This is a genomic window from Streptococcus sp. HMSC076C09 (assembly GCF_001837905.1).
GTDB classification, from domain to species: Bacteria; Bacillota; Bacilli; order Lactobacillales; family Streptococcaceae; genus Streptococcus; species Streptococcus parasanguinis_I.
In genome coordinates, this window is sequence record NZ_KV834640.1 from 94230 (window position 1) to 116895 (window position 22666).

At 43.0% G+C, this 22666-nt stretch carries 18 protein-coding genes; 2 read left to right on the forward strand and 16 right to left on the reverse strand.

All coding sequences use genetic code 11. From position 1 onward, the window contains the following. Window positions 1-84: 84 nt before the first annotated feature. From HMPREF2704_RS04360 to HMPREF2704_RS04405, 10 genes are all read right to left on the reverse strand, one after another. Window positions 85-945, reverse strand: a complete 861-nt coding sequence (locus HMPREF2704_RS04360) for a helix-turn-helix domain-containing protein (protein WP_049475171.1) — start codon at window positions 943-945, stop codon at window positions 85-87. Then, window positions 942-1340 (reverse strand): Mini-ribonuclease 3, encoded by a 399-nt coding sequence (locus HMPREF2704_RS04365; RefSeq protein ID WP_049475172.1) that lies wholly within the window; start codon window positions 1338-1340, stop codon window positions 942-944. The genes HMPREF2704_RS04360 and HMPREF2704_RS04365 overlap by 4 nt, the downstream gene beginning before the upstream one ends. Continuing rightward, window positions 1333-2676, reverse strand: coding sequence for a cysteine--tRNA ligase (gene cysS, locus HMPREF2704_RS04370; protein WP_070845784.1), 1344 nt, complete (start codon window positions 2674-2676; stop codon window positions 1333-1335). Before cysS ends, HMPREF2704_RS04365 begins: the two co-directional genes overlap by 8 nt. 20 nt (window positions 2677-2696) lie before the next feature. Next, on the reverse strand, window positions 2697-3563 hold the full coding sequence (locus tag HMPREF2704_RS04375) for a GNAT family N-acetyltransferase (protein WP_070845786.1): 867 nt from the start codon (window positions 3561-3563) through the stop codon (window positions 2697-2699). A 12-nt stretch (window positions 3564-3575) separates the two neighbouring features. Beyond that, entirely contained in the window at window positions 3576-4193 is a 618-nt protein-coding gene (gene cysE, locus HMPREF2704_RS04380; RefSeq protein WP_049487790.1) for a serine O-acetyltransferase, read from the reverse strand. Window positions 4194-4217: 24 nt separating this feature from the next. Next, window positions 4218-6440, reverse strand: coding sequence for a polyribonucleotide nucleotidyltransferase (gene pnp / locus HMPREF2704_RS04385; protein WP_049487789.1), 2223 nt, complete (start codon window positions 6438-6440; stop codon window positions 4218-4220). A 608-nt stretch (window positions 6441-7048) separates the two neighbouring features. Beyond that, a complete protein-coding gene (locus HMPREF2704_RS04390; protein ID WP_049523567.1) occupies window positions 7049-7786 on the reverse strand; it encodes a hypothetical protein in 738 nt (245 codons plus the stop codon). Between the two features lie 101 nt (window positions 7787-7887). After that, window positions 7888-9204 carry a DUF6287 domain-containing protein gene (locus HMPREF2704_RS04395; protein WP_042759817.1) on the reverse strand — a complete coding sequence of 439 codons (1317 nt, stop codon included), beginning with the start codon at window positions 9202-9204 and terminating at the stop codon, window positions 7888-7890. 78 nt (window positions 9205-9282) lie between these two features. Beyond that, the gene (locus HMPREF2704_RS04400; protein ID WP_024054788.1) at window positions 9283-11928 is read right to left on the reverse strand and encodes an SEC10/PgrA surface exclusion domain-containing protein; all 2646 of its coding nucleotides are present in this window, start codon (window positions 11926-11928) and stop codon (window positions 9283-9285) included. A gap of 47 nt (window positions 11929-11975) precedes the next feature. Next, window positions 11976-12941, reverse strand: a complete 966-nt coding sequence (locus HMPREF2704_RS04405) for a hypothetical protein (RefSeq protein WP_024054789.1) — start codon at window positions 12939-12941, stop codon at window positions 11976-11978. Between the two features lie 330 nt (window positions 12942-13271). On the opposite strand from HMPREF2704_RS04405, the gene pepF reads away from it, so the two are divergent. Both pepF and HMPREF2704_RS04415 read left to right on the forward strand, forming a co-directional pair. After that, complete coding sequence (pepF, locus tag HMPREF2704_RS04410) at window positions 13272-15068, forward strand: oligoendopeptidase F (protein ID WP_070845787.1); 1797 nt, start codon at window positions 13272-13274, stop codon at window positions 15066-15068. A 129-nt stretch (window positions 15069-15197) separates the two neighbouring features. Continuing rightward, on the forward strand, window positions 15198-16073 hold the full coding sequence (locus HMPREF2704_RS04415) for a calcium-binding protein (RefSeq protein ID WP_070845788.1): 876 nt from the start codon (window positions 15198-15200) through the stop codon (window positions 16071-16073). Between the two features lie 77 nt (window positions 16074-16150). Here HMPREF2704_RS04415 and trxA read toward each other — a convergent pair whose 3' ends face one another. From trxA to HMPREF2704_RS04445, 6 genes are all read right to left on the reverse strand, one after another. Continuing rightward, window positions 16151-16465: a thioredoxin gene (gene trxA / locus HMPREF2704_RS04420; protein ID WP_070845789.1), complete on the reverse strand. Its 315-nt coding sequence runs from the start codon at window positions 16463-16465 to the stop codon at window positions 16151-16153. A gap of 12 nt (window positions 16466-16477) precedes the next feature. Further along, window positions 16478-16702, reverse strand: coding sequence for a DUF4649 family protein (locus HMPREF2704_RS04425; RefSeq protein ID WP_024054957.1), 225 nt, complete (start codon window positions 16700-16702; stop codon window positions 16478-16480). Between the two features lie 419 nt (window positions 16703-17121). Beyond that, window positions 17122-17391: a 30S ribosomal protein S15 gene (gene rpsO / locus HMPREF2704_RS04430; protein WP_003004251.1), complete on the reverse strand. Its 270-nt coding sequence runs from the start codon at window positions 17389-17391 to the stop codon at window positions 17122-17124. 410 nt (window positions 17392-17801) lie between these two features. After that, window positions 17802-20477, reverse strand: coding sequence for a Cna B-type domain-containing protein (locus HMPREF2704_RS04435; protein WP_070845790.1), 2676 nt, complete (start codon window positions 20475-20477; stop codon window positions 17802-17804). 220 nt (window positions 20478-20697) lie between these two features. Next, the gene (locus tag HMPREF2704_RS04440; protein WP_070845791.1) at window positions 20698-21426 is read right to left on the reverse strand and encodes a pseudouridine synthase; all 729 of its coding nucleotides are present in this window, start codon (window positions 21424-21426) and stop codon (window positions 20698-20700) included. A gap of 2 nt (window positions 21427-21428) precedes the next feature. Next, window positions 21429-22580, reverse strand: coding sequence for an MFS transporter (locus HMPREF2704_RS04445; protein WP_070845793.1), 1152 nt, complete (start codon window positions 22578-22580; stop codon window positions 21429-21431). Window positions 22581-22666: the final 86 nt, after the last annotated feature.

The following is a 22666-nucleotide window of genomic DNA, read 5'->3' on the forward strand; positions in this document are numbered from 1 at the left end:
AAACGTTTTACAAATCTATGGCAAGTCTCACAAAAAAGAAAAAGAGTTTTGTGCAAGTTGCACAAAACTCTGGATTTATTTCGTTTAAATCACATCTGGTAAGACCAAATGATAGCACAGGGCTAGATCTGTCAGATTTTTCAACTGAAGACCCGTCAACTCCTCCCACTTGTCAATCTTGTATTGGAGCGAATTGCGGTGGAGATAGAGTTGCTGGGCGGCCTTGGTTACAACTGCCCCATTGTCCCAAAGAGCAACAATGATGTCTTGCAATTGATCTTGACTTTCAATCAACTGATGCAAACTTGCCTTGATTGGAGTGAGATCCAAATCTGCCTGCTCGATTCCCCACAGATAGAGTTGAGAAAAGCGATAGACACCTTGATGACCTTCTCGAATCCAAGCTCGAAAGACGGCCTGTTCTGCTCGGATAACCGGAGATACTTTCCCAGCTTTTGACTCAGTCCATATTTGCCCGACCATGATGGATAAGCGAATGTTGAAATCATACTCCATGGCAGAGACGGTATCTTTTAAGATATCAGCCACAACCAGCGACTGCTCTTGATCTAGAATGAGTACATAGTCCTGTCCACTCAGTTGCAAGACTGCCCGAAAGTTGGGCAAGAGTGTCTGCATCATCTCTAACCAAGAAGCCGTCCCTTCTGCTGTTGAATGCGAGAGGTGGCAATAGACGAGCTGCATTTTTTTGATGACTTGAGGGGCTTCTCCCTTTCCATCGATCAGGTACTGGTACCAAGGATTAGGGGCAACCTCTTCTTCACCACCCAACCAGGAAATCAATTGTTTTTCTCGCTCGGTTAGCTCTTCTTCCTTCAGCAGCAGCCATTGATGAGCCTGAAGGGGAATGGCTACATAACCAGCTGGTGGATTGGCTTGATCCGTCACCTCTGCATGAGGAAACCACTCTCTGATATTTTTCACTGCTTTCTTCCTTCTTCTACTTGCTGGATGCACCAGTCAATCAGCTCTTCTAGACGAGAGAACTCCCCCGTCATATGGAGATAGCCCATGACAGCCTCAAAGCCCGTCGACATGCGATAGGTCACGACATCCGCATTTTTGGCCTTGGTATGGCTATTGGTATTGCGACCGCGCTTGTAGATCTCCAACTCTTTTTCCGTCAGAATTTCTTGCTCCAGCATGCTTTCAATCAAGCTGGCCTGAGCCCTAGCAGAGACATAGCGGGTGGCAGCCTGGTGAAGCTTATTAGGCTTGGTCATACCTTGAAAAATCAGGTGTCTGCGAATATACATGGAATAGACCGCATCTCCCTCAAAGGCAAGGGCAATCCCATTGATTAGATTGACATCAATCACGTGTCCACCTTACACCTTCTTTTGTATCCAAGAGCTTGATTCCTTGCGCAGCCAATTGATCGCGAATGGCATCTGCTCGCGCAAAATCTTTCTTAGCCCGCGCTTCCTGACGTTCAGCGATCAAGGCTTCAATATCTGCATCCAAGACTTCTTCGACAAAGACCACTCCAAAGACTTCTAACATCTTGGTCAAGGCATCCTTGACTTCTTGATTGTAGTGACCAGAATTGATCCATTTAGCCAATTCAAAGACGACAGTGATGCCGTTTGCCGCATTGATATCTTCATCCATAGCCGCGATAAACTTGTCCACAAAGCTTTGTAAGTCTGCTGGATCCACTTCTCCTGTGAACGGTTGCTCATAGGTATTTTTCAAATACTTGAGGTTGGTCTCCGCATCGCGCACCGCTTTTTCTGTGAAGTTAATGGGCTTGCGGTAGTGCTGGGTCGCAAAGAAGAAGCGAAGCACTTGGCCGTCGATAGTCTTCAATGCATCATGCACGGTGATAAAGTTGCCTAAGGACTTGGACATCTTGACATTATCAATATTGACAAAGCCATTGTGCATCCAGTAGTTGGCAAAAGTTTTTCCGGTCTTAGCTTCTGATTGAGCGATTTCATTAGTATGGTGTGGAAACTCAAGGTCGGCTCCACCACCGTGGATATCAATAGTATCCCCTAAAATTCCCGTCGACATGACCGAACACTCGATGTGCCAACCCGGACGACCAGGTCCCCAAGGGCTGTCCCAAGAAATCTCACCTGGTTTGGCAGCTTTCCAAAGGGCAAAGTCGACTGGATTTTCCTTGCGAGCTGTTTCCTCATCTGTCCGACCTGAAGCTCCTAGTTCCAAATCTTCCAAGGTTTTATTGGCTAATTTTGCATAGTTGTGGGATTTTTCCACACGGAAATAAACATCGCCTTGACTCTCATAAGCATAGCCTTTTTCGATCAAATCATTGACAAAACGAATGATGTCATCCATAAACTCGACCACACGAGGGTGGCGGGTTGCAGGTTTCACGCCAAGAGCCGTTACATCCTCACGGAAGGCCGCAATATACTTGTCTGCCACTTCCTGTGGAGTAATGCCTTCTTCTTTGGCACGGTTAATGATCTTATCGTCCACATCTGTAAAGTTGGAAATGTAGGCAACTTCGTAGCCACGATACTCAAAGTAGCGACGAATCGTGTCAAAGGCTACCGTTGAACGGGCATTCCCTACGTGGATATAGTTGTAAACCGTTGGCCCACAGACATACATGCGGACCTTTCCTTCCTCGATGGGGATAAATTCTCGCAAATCACGAGACATAGTATCATAAATTTTTAACACGCTTCATTTCCTTTCTGTTTCTACTCTTTTGGCTTCAAGTAAACCACCTGAGTCTGTGTGACAAAGCCAATCTTTTCATACAAGCGTTTGGCACCTACATTGCTATCTTCCACTGCAATCTGAAATGCCTTATCATTTTGCTCCATGAGTTGGTTGATGAGGGATTTTGCCAAATAGCTTCCGTAGCCTTGCCCACGATAGACTTCAGCAATCGCAAGTCCATAAAGGTAATTGCATTTTCCAGATACATCGACCGTACAAACGCCAATCACTTGACCTTCTTTGAGTAATATGTACAGCAGACTATCAGGATCCTTCAAGGCCTCAGAAATGTATCTGTGGCTCACTTCCGGTGCTTCCACTTCATCTGAAAAGGTTTGGTGGTGGAGCTGGGCAATGGTTTCAAGATAAGAAGGTTCTGCCAAGAGCACATCGACATCCGAACGGGAATCTAATGCATAAGCGGTTCGATCACGTCCTAACCAGGTTTCTGTTTCGTCATCCTCAACCAGTCCCCAATTGCTGGCAAAATCAGGATGATTCTCTAGAAAAATACGCTCTGTCTGAAAAGTCACAGACTCAATTGGATAAGATGCCGTTTCTTTCTCAAAACTTCCATACAAAGCACGCGCAATTCCCTGTCGACGATGATTGGGGTGGACCAGGATCGCCACATCCACATCTTGATCATCCGCATAGACGGTTAATAGGCCAACAAGTTCACCTTTTTCATAATAAAGGAAAAAGGCCAGCATATCGGGGTCAAAATTGAGCATATTGGAGAGATAAGGATCCCGAAACGTTCCGTCATACTTCTGACAGATGGCAATAAGGGCCTTTGCTTCCAGTAGTTGGTGGTCATTCAATGTATTGGTTGATTGAATCACGTAGCGATCTCCTTACAAGCTCGAAGACCGATGGCTGGCTTCCTTAGCATGCTCCATCTTATTCATGTAGTATTCCCGTTTTTCTTCTTCTTGGTGAATGATTGGCTCATCCTTTTTGCCGTGAACACGAACAATTTTGGCAGGAATACCGACAACGGTCACATCACTCGGTACATCGGAGACCACGACAGCCCCTGCTCCGACTTTGGCCTTGGCTCCAATTTCCACCGGGCCGATGACTTGAGCATGGGCGGAAACCAAGGCTCCCTCACGTACCGTCGGATGGCGTTTGCCGACATCCTTTCCTGTTCCCCCAAGGGTCACCCCATGGTAGAGCATAACGCCTTTTTCAACAATGGCTGTTTCCCCGATAACGAGGCCCGCTCCATGGTCGATAAAGACACCAGAAGCAATGGTCGCACCTGGATGGATCTCGATCTGAGTCCAAAAACGCCAGAATTGGCTGTGCATCCGCGCCAAGAGCTTAAAGCCATGGTTCCACAAAAAGTGGGAAACACGGTGAGCTGCCAGAGCTTTGACGCCTGGATAGGTCAAAAGGACCTCCAGCGAGGTACGCGCTGCTGGGTCATTTTCTTTTACAATATTGATGGTTTCACGCCACCATCCCATACCGTGCTCCTCCTTTTCTAATGCTTATTCTGAATCTTTTTGTGTAATGGTAAAGTCTTTTTTAGGTTTGTGGTCTTTATTGTGGTGACGAGGACGATCGCCGTGACGAGGACCCTTTTCACCTTTTTCTTCTGAATGTTCAGGTTTTGGCGGACGTGGCAATAGTGCCTTCATAGAAGCATCGACACGACCCTTTTCATCAATCTTGATAATCTTGACATCGACTTCATCGCCAATCGCTACCAAGTCTTCGACACGGTTGGTACGAGTCCAAGCCATTTCAGAGATATGAACGAGGGCATCCGTCTTGTCAAAGAGATTGACAAAGGCACCAAATTTCTCGATCCGAACCACTTTGGCATGGTAGACTTCATCCACTTTGGCTTCACGGACCAAACCAGCAATGATTTCTTTAGCGCGGTTAATGGCAGCTTGGTCGCTCGAGTAGATAGACACGTTTCCTTCTTCGTCGATATCAATCTTAACGCCTGTTTCAGCGATGATCTTATCGATGGTTTCTCCACCCTTACCGATGACAATCTTAATCTTATCGACATCAATCTTGATGGTATCAATTTTCGGAGCAGTTGGCGCCAATTCTGGACGCACTTCTGGAATGGTTGCTTCGATGACATCAAGGATTTCAAAACGAGCTTTCTTGGCTTGAGCAAGTGCTTCAGTCAAAATTTCTGCAGTAATCCCTTGGATCTTGATATCCATTTGAAGGGCTGTAATCCCGTCACGCGTACCTGCAACCTTAAAGTCCATGTCTCCAAAGTGGTCTTCCAAACCTTGGATATCTGTCAATACGGTATAGTTGTTTCCATCTGAGATCAGACCCATGGCAATACCAGCTACTGGTGCCTTGATTGGCACACCACCAGCCATAAGGGCAAGCGTTCCCGCACAGATAGAGGCTTGAGATGAAGAACCATTTGATTCTAAGACTTCTGCTACCAAACGGATGGCATATGGGAATTCTTCCAAGCTTGGCAATACTTGAGCAAGGGCACGCTCACCGAGAGCACCGTGACCAATTTCACGACGACCAGGCGCACCGTAACGACCAGTTTCCCCTACAGAGTATTGTGGGAAGTTGTAGTGGTGCATAAAGCGTTTCTTGTACTCTGGATCCAAACCATCGATGATTTGCGTTTCACCCATTGGTGCCAAGGTCAAAACAGAAAGGGCTTGCGTTTGTCCACGAGTAAAGAGGCCTGAACCATGTACGCGGGGAAGGTAGTCGACTTGTGCATCCAAAGGACGGATTTCATCAACCTTACGACCGTCAGGACGTACCTTGTCTTCTGTGATCAAACGGCGCACTTCTGCGTGTTCCATTTGTTCCAAGATTTCAGCCACATCCCGCATGATGCGGTCAAATTCTTCGTGGTCTGCATATTTTTCTTCGTAAACGGCTGTCACTTGGTCTTTAACCGCTTGAGTCGCAGCTTCACGAGCTAATTTTTCTTCTACTTGGACTGCTTTTTGGAGGTCACTGTTGTAGGCTGCAATGATTTCAGCCTGCAAGTCAGCGTCCACGTGAAGCAATTCTACTTCTGCTTTTTCTTTCCCAACTGCTGCTACGATTTCTTCTTGGAAGGCAATCAATTCTTTAACAGCTTCGTGCCCTTTCAGAAGAGCTTCCAACATGATTTCTTCTGACAATTCTTTAGCGCCAGACTCTACCATGTTGATAGCGTGTTTGGTACCAGCTACTGTCAATTCAAGAAGCGAGCGCTCGGCTTGTTCTTGCGTTGGGTTGATGACGATTTCTCCGTCAACATAGCCCACTTGTACCCCAGCGATAGGTCCGTCAAATGGAATGTCTGAGATAGACAAGGCCAATGATGAACCAAACATGGCTGCCATTGGGGCAGATGCATTTTCATCGTAAGAAAGGACTGTGTTAATCACCTGCACTTCGTTACGGAAGCCTTCCGCAAACATTGGACGGATTGGACGGTCAATCAAACGCGCTGTCAAAGTCGCATCAGTAGAAGGACGTCCTTCCCGTTTCATAAAGCCGCCAGGAAATTTCCCAGCCGCATACATTTTTTCTTCGTAGTTGACTTGAAGTGGGAAGAAATCCCCAGTTGCCATCTTCTTAGACATGACAGCAGCCGTCAAGACAGTTGACTCCCCATAACGCACGACAACAGCGCCATTTGCTTGCTTGGCAACCTGACCAGTCTCTACGATTAACTCACGACCCGCAAAAGTCGTTTGAAACACTTGTTTTGTCATTGTAATCCCCTTTGGATTGATAAAATTATACGACTTGCCTACAAAGATCAAGATATTTTGGACGGTTCGGCTTGCCGAACATTTCTGTAGAAAAATAGGAAGGTGACGCCGCACTCGATGAGTGCTAGGAAGCTTATCTTTTTTCCTAAGAAATGAGGCCAAAATTCAGTTCATCAGGATACAAAGGGCGTGAAGAATCCCGTATGAAAATAGGAGATTGACGCAGTGTGCCACGCACACTAGGAAATCTATCTTTTTCACTAGGGATTTAGCCCGTGTTCAACTATCAAGATACCAAGGCCGTCAAAAGCAAAGTAAAAATAGGAAACTGACGAAGTCTTCGATGAAGACAAGACAGTTTATCTTTTTTACACGGCTTTTCGGCCGGGTTCAATTACTCAAGATACCAAGCCGTCAAGCAACTCAACGAGATAGGAATTTCAACAGCCTATCTGTCTGTTATATCCTCATCTTTGTATCCAAGCACGTATACCTTTTATTTTAACATATTCAAGCCCAAAAGAAAAAGGCTTTGAGGGCCTTTTTCTTTGATTCTTCAGCAAGTTCTATATAAAAATTTTAGAGCTAGATATAGCTTCTGATTATTTTTACGATTTTGCGAATTCAGTGCTGTCGACATAAAAGCGTGTTTTATGTGTTCCACCCTTGTAGTCCTTATTGTTTCGTTTCAAGACAAAACGTCTGTATGGTTCAGAAGTCCCTTGGATCGATGTGGTCACTTCAACTGAATTTTCATTGATCACCCATTCATCCGGTGAAGGGATTTCCATCGGTGGCATCGCTCCGCCACGACCACCAGGTACAATTTCGTAGAAGGCCTTGTCTTTTGTCGAATAGATCCAGCCGTCTTTCTTTTCATTTGTAAGCTGGATCAGCTTGTCTTGTGAAAGACTGCGGATTGAGTCCGATGTTTCTTCTGCATCTAATTTATCAATGACATCTTGCAGATTATAGGTCCCAGGCGTGTAGGTATTGTAGTAATCAATGAACATGTCTTGTGGGTAACCATCAACCGCGCCGTGGTCATTATTCAACTCTAGCAAGCGAGTCGGTTGCACCTGAAGTGAATAGGTCAAAGACGCACTGTTTTCAATAATCGAATAGATATCCGCTTGGTCCGCTTTTGACAAGGTCCCAATGGCTTCTTTATCATGTTCATCTGACTTATCTCCTTCGGTTTGCTCTTTTTCTTGGGCTTTATCAGATGATTTTTTAACCGATGAGGCTCCTACTGGACTGTGCTTGCGCTCATAGCGTTTGGGAGCACAAGCTGCTAGGGAAATTATCGAACCAACTGTTAAAAATAAAATAATAAATTTTTTCATAATATCTCCTATTTTTTTATCCTACTCTATCAAAGAAAATCTATTTACTCAGTATCAATGAAGAGACCACTAGCAAATATAAGTTAATTTTCTAACCTTTTTTAGTCTTCCTTATAGAACAAGTCGCTTTGATCTGAAATAACATTTTGACCCCAATAAATAATATCCTTGCTATTATCAACAGAAAAATTTCCATATTTTAATGATGCGGGAAACTCTTGACCTGCTGGGAAAAAACTCATTGCTGAAGCACCAGCTGGGGCAGTTGAATGAACACTACTGCTTAAGTATCCAAATTCATGATTAAAGCGGTCTACAACCTGGTCTGTTGGTTCACCATTGATCTTTGATATACCGTTATCATCAAATGTTACACTCATCCCTTTCCCATTTCTCCAGGTTCCTGCGATACTTGAGAAATTTCCGTTCTGAATCTCTTGAATATTCATTCCGCTGCTTTTTTTACTTGAGCTTGCTGATTTAGAACCATCCACGCGCGTTGTGAATTCAAGGGCGATCCAGCCTTGTCCAGATTCCAATTTGCCCCAGGTATGGCCATCTGCCTCTACTGTTTCCGTAATGGTGTGAGTTCCTTTTGCGATCATTCCCGCAGATGGTGCAGAAGTCGATGGCTCTTTTCGAATACGGAGATCCGACACACTGACTTGTACTTGGAAGCTTTCCGATTTTTTCTCTTCCGATTTTGCTGCTGATTTGGAATCCCCTGAACCTTCAAAAGTTTTCCAGTCCAGCTTACTGAGGTCCAACTGCTTGGCTGAAATCCCAAGAGCTTGTTCTGCTGTTTGGTCACCACCAATTTGAATGGTTGCTTTCTTTTCTTCCTTGGCTTCCCCTTTTCCTAGCGAATAAAGGGTCAATTCCATTTCTGGATTAAGAGATTGCCAAGTGGCATAGACGATTTGTCCATTGTCGAAAACTTCTAAGCTGGAGCGATAACCACCCACCGCAGCTGTATAAGCTGTATGGAGCAATTCAGCTTTTTGACCCTTGAGGTAATAGATAGCAGAAACATACTGTTTGTTTCCAGTGTATTGATTGGACACCAAGAGCTCATCCACACCATCTTTGTTCAAGTCTGTAAAAGCGTATTGGAAGGTTACCGGAGTTCCTAAGCGCTCCAAAGCATCTAGATAGATGCTTTCTTCTGAACCAGATTGTATTTTACCTAATTCCGCAAAGAGGCCTGCTTTATCCCCATTTTTAAGAGCAGTATCATACTTAGCATACCGCTCCAAAACCTCTTGATAATACTTCTGACCTGTATCCTTCTTTTCTTTTTTGACAGCTGATGACGTTGCTGTCTTTGGTTTACTTTGGCGTTCATAGCGTTTGGGCGTACAAGCCACCAGAGCTAGAACGGACGCACCCGCCAGTAGTGAAATCATAACCTTTTTCATAAAAAATTCCCCATTTAACTATCTTTTTCTTAAAATTATATCATTTTAGGCTGGGTTTCCCCAGCCTAAATAGAATTTTTATTTTGATTCGCGTTTGCGTTTCAATCCAACAAAACCTAGAGCCATCATAGCTACGCCCATAAGTCCAAGTGCACTTGCAGATTCACCAGTTGACGGTAATTCTTTCGTGTTTGCTTGTTTAGTTGGGTTAACTTGAGGTGTTGCCGGTGTGATTGCACCAGGTGTTCCTGTTACGATTGGGACAGTTGTCTTCATCACTTTGTTTTCAGTTGGTTCATGACGAACTGGTTCGTTGCGACGAGTTTCTTCTTCGTGTTTGATACGTTCTTGTTCACGACGAATTGTTTCTTCCCATTGTTTCGCTTTAACGAGTTTTTGGTAAGCTTCGAAGACACGAGTGTAGTCTTCTTGAGATGCTTTCGCTTTCAATTTCAAAGCTTCAAGTTTGGCAATTTCTGTTTCAAGAGTTGCTTTAGCTTCAGCTGTTTTAGCTTTTGCCTCAGTCAATGCTTTTTCAGCTTCAGCAAGTTTCACAGGTGCGCTCTTAAGCAATTCAAGATAATCTTTTGCGTCTTGTACAGCTTGTTCAGCTGATTTAACAGCTTGTTTAGAACGTTCCACTTGAGCTTTAGCTTCAGTTGTTGCAAGACCTTTTGCTTTCAAATCATTTTCTGCATCAAGAGCTGCCTGAAGGGCTTGTTTCAAAACTTCTTCTTGAGCAACCAATTTAGCTTTAGCGTCTTTCAATTCAGATTCACGTTGTGCACGAACTTGTTGCAAGTTTTCAAGATTTGATTGAGCGGTTGCGAGTTCAGCTTTAGCTGCTTCAAGAGCTTTCGCAGTTTCAGCAACTTTAGCTTGAGCTGCAGGAGTTTGTTCTTTGACAACAAGAGCGTCATCGTAAGCTTTTTGAGCTTTAGCGATAGCATTTTGAGCAGCGTTCAATTTAGTTTGAGCGTCAACTTGAGCTGATTTTGCCGAAGCAAGGTCATTTTCAGCAGATGTAACGGCTTGGTCAGCAGTTGCTTTCTTAGCTTTAGCTGCTTGAAGCGCTTGTTCTTCTTTTTCAACTGAATGTTTCACAGAATCGTTGTATTCTTGATCAGTGCTAAGGTAATCAGCTTTGTCTTGATTTGTTGGACGGTTTGTTGATAAGATGTGGAGTGATCCGGAGCTTACGCTGAATCCAATGCCCGAACCTTCAAGGGAAATCAAGTGTTTAGCGTGACCGTTTGCTTGATTACCATCTTGGAACATCATCATACGAATATCACCTGCAATCTCCTGTTTAAGGTTCAACATTGTATATCCGCCCATATTTTCTTTATGCCATTCTGGCAAAAGCCCACCGAGTGATTCAGATGCTCCATATTGACGGAGAATTGAGAGTTGGTGCCCCCAGTTTTTACCGAAGTTGAATTTATCAGGAGTTCCGCCATTGTCTTCGTAGAATTTAGAATATCCACGAGCGATAGCGTCTGCAAATTCTTGACCACCAACTGTCAATTGGATTGGTGTGATGGTTTTGCCTGGTTCGCGTTGTGACCAATATTGTTGGTTGAGGTCGTTCAACATTTGAGATACAAATTCAGCAATTTCTTTACGTTGAGCCGCTGTGAGATTTGCTAAATCAACGATTTCTCCGTTAACACCAATGCCAGTTTGGCTATAATCTGTTTCTGGTTGCAATTTCATGTATTCATCTTGATGAGCGATGAACCATTCGTAGTCTTTAATGTCGTGTTTTGCGTATTCAGCAGGAATAACGATTTTACGGAGAGCTCTATCTTGTTCCAACTTAGCAACTTTTTCTTGATAGTCCGCGTTTGCTTTGTCAAGAGCTTTTTGAGCCTCATCAACTTCAGCTTGAGCTACGCCGACTTTGGCTTTTGTTTCAGCAAGAGCTTTTTCTTTTGCTTGAACATTAGCTTTTGCATCAGCAAGACCTTGTTCGAGTGCAGGAATGTTCTTTTCAGTACGTTCTTTATCGAGAGCTGATTTTGTTTCATCGATTTTAGCTTGACGAGATGCGTCGAATTCTTTTGCACGAGTCAATTCGTCTTGAGCTGCTTTATTCACAGACTCTGCATCTTTCAGTTTATTTCCCGCAATCGTCACTGTCTCCTGTGCTCTGGTCAGTGTTGTCTCATTAAGAGCTTGTTCTGCCTTCTTCACTTCTTCCTTGCCTAAAGCGACTTTTGCTTTTTCATCGTCTACTTTTTTAGTAGCCTCTTCATAAGTTTTTCCTGATTCGGCTTCCGCTGTCTCAGCTGATTTCACACCTTCTTCAGCCGTTTTTACACTTTCTTCAGCTGATTTCACACCAGCCTCTTTTGTTTTAATGGCTTCTTCAGCTTTTGCAATATTTTCAGGAGTTGCTTCCTTCCCAGCTTCTTTTGTTTTTTCATAGGTTGCTGCTGCCGTTTTTTCAGCAGCTTCCGCTTCCTTAGCCTTTTGATCCGCTGCACTGACAACCTTTTCTTGTTCTGTTACTGTTTTAGCCGCAGCATCAGCTTGCTCTTTTGCTGTATCAACTGCCTCTTTTGTAACCTCAGCAGTACGATCGATATTTGAAACAGTTGCTGATGTCCCTGTCTGAGGTTGAGCAACTGACGCTTCTTCAGCTTGTACAACTGAAGTTACAGCAGTAGCGGCAATAATAGTAGCACCAATAGCAATACTTTTCTTTGTTGTTTTATTCATAATTATATTCCTTCTATTTTCTTCCCTACCTATTTATCCCGGATTTCTTATCTTCCATAACGAATATTCTCAAGTTCACTTGCTACAGCACGTGATGCAGCAGCTGCTTCTTGTGTTTCTGCAATTTGTCTTGCACTTAAAATATTTGCATGTTCTTGAAGCTTGATCATCCGTTCTTGATTAATAATCTGCTCTTTCTCAAGTTCGATCATCTCTGCCTCAAAGGCTCGACGTGCTTCTCGGTCTAAATATGTATCATATAAATTAATCGCTTCTTTTATGTTATCTGCTTTAAAGTTATTAAACGCGTGAATTAGATAATTCACTGCATCTAGTGCGTAATAATCCTTAGGGTACCATCCTTGACCAATTGCTACAGCTTGATTCCGGAAATTTTCCATCAAACGTCCCTCTTGCTGATAGGCCAATTCTAATCGTTGATTTTCTGCAACCACTGCTTGGTAATCTCTTAAATGCTGTTCATTTTTATTACGAATACCTTTATTCACAAACGCAATCATTAATTCCAGCTTATTTTGAATGATAAAATAAGTGGCTACAATTGACACTCCAAGTAGAATTAATGTTATAGGATTAGGAGTCAAAAGCAAACGTAGAGGGAATACAAGTAAGATCCCTCCCATAATCAGTGTCGCTGGATAAATCCAGCTATCCTTTGAACCTTTCATACGACGAAATAATAGAAATAAAAATCCCGATAAGAACAAAACTTCAAAGATAATATCACCGATTAATCGATTCACAGCACCAAGTAAGATGACATACAATAAATCCCCTAATAGTATCGAAATACTTGAAAATACCATAATTGAAAAAGCAAGCTTGAGGGATTTATGAGACAATGTGTTTTCGTTATATTCATCTTGTTGAATCAATTTGGCTGTTCTCATTTGATTAACAAGTGTAACTTGACGTGAACGGGCTTGAATAAATCCCAATATATTCTCACGAATGAGTTCTAATTTAGAGACAATTTCTTCTCTTGTTTCCATTAATAACCTCCTCTATCACTAATTAGCAACATTTTACTAAAATTTTGAATATAAGAATTGCCACAAAAAATTATTAAGCAATCCTTATATTCTTTAGAGCCATTAGTGTTGAGTATTGCATGAAATGCAATACTCTGATGTACTAAGTATATCAGCGAAATTCCAATCCATGCCTTACCTAAATATAGTGGTTAAACTTAAGTTTTTTAATCTTAACTTTTTTCCAGCTCTTTTCAAGATTTTCACACAAGCATTTTCCCCTCTTCCTCTATGTTTCTGCCCTTTTTTCTGATATACTTAGTATAGTTATTTGATCAAAAGGAGAACACTATGGAATTAAAAAAACGTTCTGAATTTCCTGAGAACGAACTCTGGGACCTCACAGCCCTCTACCAAGACCAGGAAGACTTCTTGCGTGCCATTGAAAAAACACGTGAAGAAATCAATGAATTTGTCCGTAACTACAAAGGCAACCTCCACACCTTTGAAGACTTTGAAGCTGCCTTTACAGTCTTTGAACAAATTCAGATCCAACTCAGCCACATTGGCAACTACAGCTTTATGCCCCAAACGACGGACTTTGGGGATGAAGCTTTTGCAGAAATTGCCCAAGCAGGGATGGATTTCGAAACTTGGGCGAGCGTTGAACTTTCCTTCTTTGATGATGCTTTGGTAGAAGCGGATGAAGAAGTCCTTGAACGCCTGGGTCAACTCCCTCACCTCACTTTTGCCATTCGTCAGGCTAAAATCAAAAAAGCTCACTACTTGGGAGCTGACGTAGAAAAAACTCTGACCAACCTGGGTGAAGTCTTCTACGGACCGCAAGACATCTATACCAAGATGCGGGCAGGTGACTTTGAAATGGCTGATTTTGAAGTAGATGGAAAAGTTTACAAGAATAGCTTTGTCACCTATGAAAACTTCTACCAAAACCATGAGAATGCGGAAGTCCGTGAAAAAGCCTTTCGTTCCTTCTCAGAAGGTCTCCGCAAGCACCAAAACACGGCTGCTGCTACCTATCTAGCCCAAGTCAAATCTGAAAAACTAATCGCAGATATGCGAGGCTACGATTCCGTATTTGACTATCTCTTGGCTGAACAGGAAGTGGATCGTGCCATGTTTGATCGTCAGATTGACCTGATCATGAAGGACTTCGCTCCAGTAGCTCAAAAATTCCTCAAACACGTGGCCAAGGTCAACGGCCTTGAGAAAATGACCTTTGCTGATTGGAAGTTGGACTTGGACAGTGCGCTCAACCCAGATGTCACCATTGATGACGCTTATGACTTGGTCATGAAATCTGTGGCACCTCTTGGCGAAGAATATTCTCGCGAAATTGCCCGCTACCAAACCGAACGTTGGGTCGATTTTGCCGCCAATGAAGGCAAGGATTCCGGTGGTTATGCAGCCGATCCTTACCGCGTCCATCCTTATGTCCTCATGAGCTGGACAGGACGAATGAGCGATGTTTACACCCTAATCCACGAGATCGGACACTCTGGTCAATTCATCTTCTCAGACAACAACCAAAGCTACTTCAACGCCCACATGTCGACCTACTATGTGGAAGCTCCTTCTACCTTTAACGAGCTCCTCCTTAGCGACTACTTGGAACACCAGTTTGACGATCCTCGTCAAAAACGCTTTGCCCTAGCTCACCGTTTGACAGACACCTACTTCCACAACTTCATCACCCACTTGCTAGAAGCAGCCTTCCAACGCAAGGTCTACACCCTGATCGAAGAAGGTGGTACCTTCGGTGCTAGCAAGCTCAACAGCATCATGAAGGAAGTCTTGACCGAATTCTGGGGAGACGCCGTTGAAATCGATGACGATGCAGCTTTGACCTGGATGCGCCAAAGCCACTACTACATGGGGCTTTACAGCTACACCTACTCAGCAGGCTTGGTTATCTCAACAGCGGGTTACCTGCATTTGAAGAACTCCGAAAATGGAGCTAAAGATTGGCTGGACCTCCTCAAATCAGGTGGTAGCAAGACCCCACTTGAGTCAGCCATGATCATCGGAGCAGATATCTCAACTGACAAACCACTTCGCGATACCATCCAATTCCTTTCAGACACTGTGGATCAAATTATTGCCTACAGTGCAGAATTGGGAGAATAAGAACAATTTTCAGACTTAGTTTAATCTAAGTCTGATTTTTTTATTAAAATGTTACCAGTTAGTGATTGAAAGCGCTCTTATATTGTGGTATGATTATTGTGAAAAACATTACTAAATATGGAGAAAAAAATGAAAAAGTTTGTCGATTATATCATGGCCCAACCAGTTTGGAAAGTCGTTCTTTACGGTCTCGGAATCCTCTTTATGATTTTTAATCCCAAGATCATTCTTCCTATCCTATTTTTTTGTGGTATAGGATTTGCCTGGTATTTTGCTAAAAAGAAACCCAACGCTGCTAAAAGAAATATCGCTGCTATTGCTTCAGTTCTTGCAGTCGGAGGTGCATACTTAATCAACCCTAATATTGCTTCCACTAAGCAAGAAGAGCAGGCTCAAGCCACTCATTTTGCATCCACTCCTTCTAAAAATGATGAAAGTGCGAAAAAAGAGGCTGAGGCAAAACGTGAAAAAGAAGTAAAAGAAAAAGCTGAGAAAGAGAAAGCAGAGAAAGCTGAAAAAGAGAGAAAGGCAAAAGAAGAACAAGAACGAAAAGAAAAAGAAGAACGCGAGAAAAAGGCGAAAGAAGAACAGGAACGAAAAGAAAAAGAAGAGCGTGAAAAAAAAGAGGCTGAAGCAAAACAACTTGCTGCTCAAGCTGAGTCTGCCGTACAAGCCTTAGAAAACAATCAAGTAATAGAAAATATTGCTCCAGCTCAAGCTGCCATCGCAAATGTAGCTGATCAAGGAACAAAAGATCGCTTAACTCATCGTGTTGGATTAGTACAAAATGCTATTACTGTCAGAGAACAACAAGCTGAACAAGCTCGACAAGCCACAGCTGCTGAACAGGCAAGACAAGCTGCCCAACAAGCGCAGCAACAACAAGCACAAAATCAAACTGTTTCGGGCGGTGGATATTATAGAGATGCAAGTGGAAGATGGCACAGACCAAATGGGCAATTCGCTTCAAAAAAAGAAATAGCCAGTATTGGATTAGCATGGTAAGCTCTCTAATAGAAACGAATGTCATCGCGCATAAAAAAAGCTAAAGAAGGTTCATTCTTCTTTAGCTTTTTTGCTTTTTAACTCAACTCCGCCACAATGGCCTTAATTTGTGCTGCGGTATGCACTCCTGCTACTTGTTTAACAACCTGCCCATCTTTTTTAAAGAGCAAGGTTGGGATGGACATAATGCCGAAAGCACGCGCTGTTTCTGGATTTTCATCCACATCCATTTTTAGGATTTTTAACTCATCTTCCGAAAGTTCTTCCGATAATTTTTCTAAAATAGGAGCTTGCATGCGACATGGACCACACCAGGTTGCCCAAAAGTCTACCAAGACCAAGCCTTCTTTTGTTTCTGCTTCAAATGTTGCGTCTGTAATTACTTTTGCCATTTTCTTTCTCCTTTAGTTTTGGTACTGCGTCAAATCTTGCTTCATCAAATAGAAGAAGACATCTCCGTAAGTCCCTTGGTAATCCAATTCATGCCCATTATAGGTCAGTTTCACAACAGGATAAAAATCTGCTACCCCAATCAAGCAAGCTTGTTGGGAGCGTTCAAACTCATCGTAGGAATCAAAATGCATGACTCTTTCTTGTTTTGCACCGTCTAGATATGTAATATCAATCATATCGATAACCTCTATTTCTTAAGATGCATCAATTGTAACTCTATACATTACATCTGTCAAACAAAACGACTTCCTCAGAATGATGGATCTCGTTCGATAAGGAAAAGACAACAAAAAAGCCCTCTGAATTCAGAGGGCTCCATTCTTGCTGGATAAAACGTTTCTAGACAAGGCGACGAACCGAAGATTGTACTATAATTCTAGTGAAAAAGAAAAGCTACTCTACAATAGAGTAACTTTTTTGTATTCAATTGAACACGGCCTAAGCACTTGGCAAAAAAGAACAGCCCTCTGAATTCAGAGAGCTGTTTTGAGCTCGGGCTAAAATCCTAGTGAAAAAGATGAAACTCCTTGTGTTCATCGAACACTGTGTCGTTTCCCTATTTTCATACGGATTTTTGGCGCCCTTAGCATCATGATTAACGACGAAGTCCAAGAGAGTTGATCAACTCACGGTAACGGTTAACGTCGTTTGTACGAAGGTAAGCCAACAAGTTACGACGGCGACCGATTTTCTTCATCAAACCACGGTAAGTAGCGTGGTCTTTTTTGTGTTGTTTGATGTGTTCGTTCAAGTGGTTGATTTCCCAAGTAAGGACAGCAACTTGTACTTCTACTGAACCAGTGTCACCTTCGTGACGTGCGTATTGTGCAATGATTTCATTTTTTTTCTCTTTTGAGATTGCCATGATAAGCTCCTTTTCTTTATGCTCTATCCGAGTGGCAGGTTTGGCATATCCTGCTACCAAGAAAGAGTTAGTTGTCTATTCGACCTTCTTATTCTACCAAGATTTCATCTTTCTGTCAAACACTTATGTTTCCTTTGAGAGGAGCTTTTCTCTTTTCTAAAAAGAACCTTGGGAATTTGGACGGTTTGATGGATCATTCTTCAAGTAACTTATTCAAAAGAGAGTGGGACAGAAATCGGTAATTCGTTAGAATTCGATTTCGTCGTCCCACCTCCGCACAGTTGAGTAGGGCTGTAAAAGCTGATGAAATCAGCGTAGTAGAGCCCACTCAACCACTGCGTCTTGCTCGACAATCCAAAGAAAATTGAGAGGCTAGGATTTTTGTCCCAGCCTCTTTATCGGTATGAAGCTTATTTCTCTTTCCGTTTACCACGCAAGAGCAAAGCCAAAGCAAAAATTGCTAAGAGGGCACCGAGTATGGTCAATCCGTAAGCAACAACTTCACCAGTTGATGGAAGAATTTTTTTCTTTCCTTCTTTTGGTGTCGTTGGAGTTTCTGGTTTTTCCGGTGTGCTTGGCGGCGTTGTTGGCGGTGTCGTCGGTGGAGTTGTTGGCGGTGTCGTTGGTGGGGTTGTAGGCGGAGTCGTTGGCGGTGTACTTGGTGGTGTGGTAGGAGGTGTTGTTGGTGGTGTATGACGATTGGTTACCGTGAAACCATCAATGTTGCTTGTATAACCTGCTACTGGATCCTCTGTAATCGTGTAGGCAATCTTCTTACCTTCCTTGTATACGGGTAGATCCGTAAAGCTTGCCTGCCAATTATCCGTAGCTGTAATTTCTTTTACAGCCACTTCTTGACCATCCGCAAGGAGGCGAACTGTGATTTTTTCAGGACGAAGACCATCTTTATTGTCTGCATCATCCCAGATCTTCTTAACAGCTACTTCCGTTACTTCTGGTGTGCGGCTATTGGTGATCACTACATTTCCCTTGTTACTGTCATCGATCGTACTAGTATAGCCTTTGACTGTTCCAACTTCTTTCACTTGGTACTGAATCTCTTTGCCTTTCGCTTTTAGAGGCAAATTGCTAAAAGTATGAGTCCAGTTATTTTTAGCAGAAAGTTCTACTTCTTTTCCTTGAGCTTTGCCATCTGCATAGAGCTGTACCTTAATGGCGCTTGGACGTTTGCCATCTTGGTCATTGTTGTCTTCCCAACGTTTTGTAACAGTGACGCTGGTTTTACCTGGCTTGTAGCTATTGGTAATAGTTGTTCCATCAATCGCAGCAGAGTAATTGGCTACTGTGTCTTCTGTGACTGTGTAGACAATTTGTTTACCGTGATTGTATTTTGGAAGATTGGTAAAGACTGTCTTCCAATCAGTCGCTGCACTTAGCTCTTGGCTAGCTACTTCTGTACCATCTGCAAGGAGACGAACAGTGACCTTTTCAGGACGAACACCATCTTGATTATCATTATCTTTCCAGATCTTCGTTACTGGAATTTCAACAACTTCTGGTGTACGAGTGTTGGTAATATTGGTTCCTTCGATAGTTGTTTCATAGCCTTCAACAGGTTCTTCTGAAACAGTGTAAGCAATGACATTACCAGCATCATCGACCACATCGAGATTATCAAACTGATAAGCCCAGGTTCCTGCAGCATCTGCTTTCACTTCTTTGGAAGCGACTTTGACACCATTTGCTAGGAGGTTGACTGTGATTTTTGATGGACGCTTGCCATCTTGGTTGTCATTGTCATTCCATGTCTTTTGACCAGCAACGCTTGTTTTTTCTTTTTGGTTTACGACATCACGAGAAATTGCGAGGTCATTTCCAAAATCGTCCTTGCTGATCTTGATAGGTTCTTCAGAGAGCACATAGCCTGTCGGAGCTTGAATTTCTTTAACCGTATAAGCTTGTTTGATCAAACCAGTAATGGTGCCAACACCATTCTCATCTGTCGTAATGGTTCCAACTTGCTCACCAGTATCATCTGCTGTCACAGCAAAAACAGCACCTGCAAGAGCCTGACCATTTTCACCTTTTTTATGAATGGTGAAGGAGTATTTCTCACCATTGAAGTCTCCATCAAGGAATTGATACAGAATATCTGCAACCTTATTTTGCTCCTTGATTTCTGTCGCGGTCATCGTCGCATTGTTTTTGTAGGATGTATTGATGGCTGGGACCTTGTCCAAATAAACATCATAGCGAACAGTCATACCTTGTTCTGGAGCTAGATCTCCGATATGAACCGTCAGAGAACGACCGTCAGCACTGACAACAGGGGAATAATTCTTGGTTACATTTGTAGTATTCCGCAGATGATAGGCACCATCTTCGTTATCGATCTGCCAAGTTCCTGTATGGATATTGACAGAATCTGCTTTGATTTTTCCATCTGTAAAGGCCAATTGGTCTTTAATATCAATATTATGAAGGGCAGTGTGACCTTGATTGATATTCAAGGTATAGGTCAATTTTAATTTATCGTCTGAGTTGGTCCATCCCCATTTGCTAAAGACTTCTGGAGTAGGAGGATTTTCACCCGGGTTCACCCCTTTGTAATCGATATTCCCACCTGAAATCACTTTCTTATCGATCGTGAGAGTAAAATCAAGTGTCTTTTGACCTTTGACAACTTGGTGGTCTACACGCGCAAAGAAACGCAGTTTCCCTGTCACATTAGCCATTCTTTCAGGATAATCCGTATAGGTTACAGTAATGACTTTTCTTTGATCATCTACCGTTGCTGTCGCAACTTTTTGACCACTTGGATCCAGCAGGTCGATGGTGTCCGTTTCAAAGACCTTAAAGTCATCTCCAAGTTGGATAACGGTCTGATCTCCCTTTTTTACACGTCCATTCGGCAACACAAAGTTTGCTTCAACTTGAAAACTCTCCCAAACACCGAGTGGATCTGTAATCGCTCCACCAGTTGATTTCGATATGTTTACAGATGTCACAACATCATTGATCGTATCTGCATGGACTTTAGCTGGACTATTGGGTTTGGCAAATCCTAAAGCCGCTAGTAAAAATAGGGCAACTGTTGTCACAACAGAATAGAGCCACTTTTTCATAAACGATTTTTCTCCTTTTTCTACGTTTACTAGATAAGGTATGTGAGTAGAAAAATTATCACTACATATTGTGATTTTATACACAACCTATCTTTTTTCATTATAAACAATTTGCTTTGATATAACAAGCAATTAAATTCATTTTTTGTCTTTTCAGTTCATTTTCTTGATACAAATAAAAACAAGCAGTCTGTAAGAATCAGACTGCTTGTTTTTTTGCTTATAAGGGAACTCCGAAGACCTCTAGGGACTTGAGTTCAGAAGGATGGAGTCTCCGCCATTCTCCCAATTGAAGAGTGGGATCTAGCGTTAGAGGACCCATCGAGATCCGCTCTAAATCCACTACTTCCTTGCCACAGGCAGCGACCATGCGCTTGATCTGATGGAATTTTCCTTCTGCAATTTCAATTTCGACATAGGAACTGGCGCTTGTCTCATGCACCTCTAAGATCTGCAATCTCGCAGGCAAAGTCGTGAAGTCTTTGAGGGCAATGCCTGCTTCAAAACGGGCCACATCTGCCTCATCCATGATCCCAGCCACCTGGGCACGGTAGACCTTCGACACATGCTTCTTCGGTGAAAGCATGGCATGGGCGAGCTTACCATTATTGGTCAAAAGGAGCAAGCCATGGGTATCGATATCTAGGCGCCCGACAGGAAAGACTTCCTTGTGACGGGCTGTCTCATCCAATAGATCCAAGACAGTTTGGTGATGGTCATCCTCAGTCGCTGAGATGACTCCAGCTGGTTTATGAAGCAGATAATACACAAAGGTTTCATGGACCAGATTTTCCCCCATAAAGGTCACCTGATCCTTGGCTGGATCAATCTGTAGCTTCCCTGCTGTCTCTTTTTTCCCATTCACTGCGATTTTCTTTTGCTTGAGAAGCTGCTTGACCTCGGTCCTACTCCCCACGCCACAATCCACTAAAAATTTATCTAGCCGCATGATTACTTCCCGCTCTTTCGCACAATCCAAAGGCCAAAAAAGGAAATCAGGATCATGAGGATACCAGAAAATCCAAAAATGAAGGCTGGAGCAGATGAGATCGTCCCTAATAGACTAAGGACAAAGGTCGTTGCGATCGAACCTGCACTACACCCCAACACCGCAATGGATGTTGCCTGACTTAATACTCCAGCTGGCATCTGATCAGATAAGACATTATAAACAGTTGTGAGAGCCACACTATAGGCAAAACCTGCAAGGATGGTCACAATGGCGAGCATCCAGAGATTGGTAGAAACCCCGATCAACAGTTGGGTCAAGCCATAAGCTACTCCCGAAACCAATAATAAACGATCACGGAATAGATAGGTCAAGGGCGAGAAGGCCAAACCTGCCAAGATCCCAACAAATTGCATGGCTGCTAAAATAACCCCCGCAGTTTGGGCAGTGCCATGTCCAACTTGTTCTACCACACTTGGAATCCGAACGGTGATCATGACATTGGACAAGACGATAGCTGCCGCAACGACTGCTAAACCTAGTGCCGTCCGCCATTGACCAGCTGTCATCTGATCATTCCGATGTTTCTCCTCTACACCAACTGTTTTCGAACTATATGGCACAAATAAGAGATACAAAAGTAAGATAGGAATGCTGATGCCGTAAACGAGAAAGGCAGCCTGCCAGCCAAAGCGAATCAAAAGGCTGACTCCAAAGGTTAAAACGGCCGTCCCAACAACTTCTGCAGAACCACGAATACCAAGAGTTTGGACGCGTTCTTTTCCTTTATAGCGCTCACTGATAATGGCAATGGCAGAAACATTGAGCAAACCAACTGCCATCCCGAAAATAATCCGAGACAAAAAGACAACTGGATAAGCTGGACTGATTAAGGGAATAAAGCCACATAGAGCGTAAGCAACTAAGCCCGTCACAATCATCTGACGCTCTGAAAATAGGCGTCCAATCCATTTATTGAAGATGAGTGAAACCATGATCCCGGCAGAAGGAAGCGAGACCAAGAGCTCAATCATGCTGTGAGGAATTCCCTTGTAATAGGCAAACATGGCCGACTGCGCACTCGAAATCGAAAACGAGGTCGTCAAAATAAATGAAAGCGCGAGAATACTCACTTTCTCCATGATTTTTTTCATTATTCTATCCTTTAAACTAATCTTTTTTTCACACTCCTCCTATAATAACACGAGCTAGTGACAGGACGCAATAGATTGAATTAAAA